This is a genomic window from Sphingomonas endophytica, assembly GCF_001476895.1.
In the GTDB taxonomy this organism is placed as follows: domain Bacteria; phylum Pseudomonadota; class Alphaproteobacteria; order Sphingomonadales; family Sphingomonadaceae; genus Sphingomonas; species Sphingomonas endophytica_A.
Map to the genome: position 1 here is coordinate 1 of NZ_LDTB01000093.1, position 555 is coordinate 555.

Here is a 555-nt window from a genome sequence, read left to right on the forward strand (position 1 = left end):
GGCGGCGGAACGCACCTTCCTGATCGGCGTTCTGTCAGCGGCGTTGAGCGCGCATTACAGCGTCGCGTTCAGCCGTGGCGCGGCGGAAATCTGCCGGCAGCGCGGCTATCACCTCGTCCTGGAGCATATCGATCTCGACGATGCCGATGTCGCGGGCCAGGTGGACCGGATGCTGCGCACCGCCGACTTCCACGGCGTGATCGTGCCACCGCCACTGTGCAACAGCGCCACCCTGCTCGCCACGCTGGCGCGCTGCCAGGTGCCGGCGGTGCTGATCGACCCGATCGATCGCGACTGCGGCCTGCCCTTCGTCCAGATCGACGACGACGCCGGGATCGAGGATCTGGTCGGCCATGCGATCGGGCTTGGTCATCGCACCTTCGCGATGGTGGAGGGGCCGCCGGACCACCGCGCCGCCGCCACCCGCCGCGCGGCATTCCAGCTCGCGGTGACGCGCCACGGCGGGACGATCTGCCGCACCGAGCCGGGCGCGTTCACCTTCGCTTCCGGCTTCGCGGCCGGGCAGCGCCTGTTCGCGCATGGCCCGCGCGCCTC

General features: G+C 71.2%; 1 pseudogene. It reads left to right on the forward strand.

Features of this window, described 5'->3' with window-relative positions:
- Positions 1 to 555, forward strand: a pseudogene (locus NS334_RS18735) (hypothetical protein); the annotation flags it as partial.